The following is a 2,423-nucleotide window of genomic DNA, read 5'->3' as shown; positions in this document are numbered from 1 at the left end:
CCCGCGCGCCAACAGCACCTTGCCGGACTCGGTTACCGAGACGCCGCGCGCGCCGCGCTCGAGCAAGGCGCCGCCCAATTCGTGCTCGAGTTCCTTGACGTGGCGGCTGAGCGCCGACTGCGCGACGTTGAGGGCGCTGGCCGCGGCGCCGAAGCCGCCGCGCTCGGCCACCGCCACGAAATAGCGAAGCTGCCGCAGGTCCATTCCATCCTCCATCTCGGTCTGAGATGGAGATCATATCAAACATATTCTTGTGAGATACTAAAAACCGGGCAGTCTGCTGCCAAAAGTAGATCGAGAGGAAACGAGCATGGACATCGTCGCGGAAGCACCCCGCCGGACGTCGGTATTTATTGTTGGCGGCGGCCCGGTTGGCCTCGCCATGGGGCTGTTGCTCGATCGCTTCGGGATCGACGCGGTTATCGTCGAGAAGAGCCCGACCACGACGGATCATCCGAAATCGCGCGGCTGCTGGGTCCGCACCATGGAGATCTTCCGGCAATGGGGGATCGAGCAGGCGATCCGCGACCGCGGCCTGCAGGATGATTCCGACATGTTCGTGCAGGTCGAGAGCATCGCCGGCCGCGAGATCAGCCGGTCGCGCCCGGAGCCCAATCTCGGGCAGACGCCGGCGTGGAAAAGCGTGGTGGCGCAGGATGCGGTGGAAGAGGAGATCTACCGGGTCATCGAGCATTCCAACCGGGTGCAGGTGCAATTCTCGACCGAATTCGTCGGCTTCGAGGAAGTCGAGAACGGTGTCATCTGCGAGATCCGCTCGGTTGAAACCGGCCGCAGCGAACATTGGCACGCCAGGTATCTGCTGGCCTGCGACGGCGCCGGCAGCCAGACGCGCCGGGCCGCCGGCATCAACATGGTGGGACCGGCCTGCCTGTCGGTGCTGCAGAACGAATACTGGCGCGCCGATCTTTCGCGCTTTCCATTGGCGCGCGAGGCCGCCGGCTTTCAGGTCTACTCAAAAACGCCGGGTGTGCCGCCGCGCGCCGGCATTCTCAACACCAACGGCCGCGACCGCTGGCTGTCCATCATCCAGATCGGCGAGCAGAAGGACGATCGGCCGCGGCCCTGGACCGATGCCGAGATGATCGAGATCATCCGCGCCCATGTCGGCGTTCCCGATCTCGAAGTGACGTTGCTAAATCGCTCGGTCTGGCGCATGAGCAAGCAGGTCGCGGCGAATTTTCGCAAGAGCCACGTGTTTCTCGTCGGCGATGCCGCGCATCGCTTCCCGCCGACCGGCGGCTTTGGCCTCAACTCGGGCGTCCAGGACGCGCACAACTTGGCCTGGAAGCTTGCCTATGTGCTGCGCGGCTGGGCATCGGAGAAGTTGCTCGACAGCTACGATCTCGAACGCCGGCCGGTGGGGCAATCGAACGCGGATTTCAGTTTTGGCAACATGATCCGCTTCCGGCGGATCGACGAAGCCGTCCGCTCCGGCAACGAGGATCACATCCGCTTCTGGGTGAACGACCTCGACAACCATTTGCACAGCATCGGCCAGGGGCTCGGCTTCACCTATGAAGAGGGCGCGGTCATTCCCGACGGCACGCCGCATGGCGGGCATCTGACCCGCGTCTACCGGCCGTCCGACCGGCCGGGCGGACGCTTTCCCCACATGTGGCTCGACATGTCGCGCAAGCGCTCGACGCTCGACTGGTTCGACAAGGAGTTTACAGTCGTTGCCGGTCCGCAAGGCGAGACGTGGCTCGAGGCCGGCCGCAACGTGTCGGCGAAAACCGGGCTGCAGCTCAATTTGCGGCAACTGCCCCACGCCCATCCCGCCGACGGTATTCAGATGGGACCGCGCGGCGCGGTGCTGGTGCGTCCCGACGGCCACGTCGCCTGGCGCATGCCCTACATCCCTTCCGATCCCGCGCGCGAATTGGCCGGCGCACTCGAAACCGTGCTGCATTAGCCATGGATACGATAGCCATGGATACAGTCGAAGCCAACGGCACCACAATTGCCTTCAAGCGCAGGGGGGAAGGGCCGCCGCTGATCCTTCTGCACGGCGCCGAAGCCGACCATTCGATGTTCGACGCGTTCGGCGCGCTGCTGGCGCCGCATTTTACCGTGATCACCTACGACCAGCGCGATTCCGGCGCGACCCGTAATCCGCCGCAGCCCTACGGTCTCGAGGAACTCGCCGACGATGCCGCCGCGCTGATCGCAGTGCTTGGCTATCGGCGCGCCCATGTGTTCGGCACCTCGCTCGGCGGCGTCATCGCCCAGGTGCTGGCCGCGCGTCACCCCGCACATATCAATCGCCTGGTGCTGTCGAGCACCTTCCGGCCCGGCGCATCGGTGATGTCAATCAATCCGGAAGGCTTTCCGGCGTTTCTGGCGCTGCGCAATCGCATGCCGGAATCGGTCCGCGAGTTCGCCGAGTTTTTCGTGCCGCGCGA

At 64.8% G+C, this 2,423-nt stretch carries 3 protein-coding genes; 2 read left to right on the top strand and 1 reads right to left on the bottom strand.

What is annotated here, in order from left to right; all coding sequences use genetic code 11:
- Nucleotides 1-204: LysR family transcriptional regulator (locus CWO91_RS42040; RefSeq protein ID WP_130221153.1), on the bottom strand; the 204-nt coding region annotated here is incomplete at its 3' end.
- Nucleotides 205-310: 106 nt separating this feature from the next.
- On the opposite strand from CWO91_RS42040, the gene CWO91_RS42035 reads away from it, so the two are divergent.
- Nucleotides 311-1,933 carry an FAD-dependent monooxygenase gene (locus CWO91_RS42035; protein ID WP_130221152.1) on the top strand — a complete coding sequence of 541 codons (1,623 nt, stop codon included), beginning with the start codon at nucleotides 311-313 and terminating at the stop codon, nucleotides 1,931-1,933.
- Nucleotides 1,934-1,950: 17 nt separating this feature from the next.
- Nucleotides 1,951-2,423: alpha/beta fold hydrolase (locus CWO91_RS42030; protein ID WP_165406081.1), on the top strand; the 473-nt coding region annotated here is incomplete at its 3' end.

Origin of the sequence: Bradyrhizobium genosp. SA-3, assembly GCF_004212635.1 — a bacterium.
In the GTDB taxonomy this organism is placed as follows: Bacteria; Pseudomonadota; Alphaproteobacteria; order Rhizobiales; family Xanthobacteraceae; genus Bradyrhizobium.
Note: the sequence above shows the minus strand (reverse complement) of the source record. Positions and strands in the feature narration are given on the sequence as shown.

Bases quoted from the DNA above. Each gene is read 5' to 3' on its own strand.
- CWO91_RS42035 (WP_130221152.1), top strand. From the start codon at position 311: ATGGACATCGTCGCGGAAGCACCCCGCCGGACGTCGGTATTTATTGTT.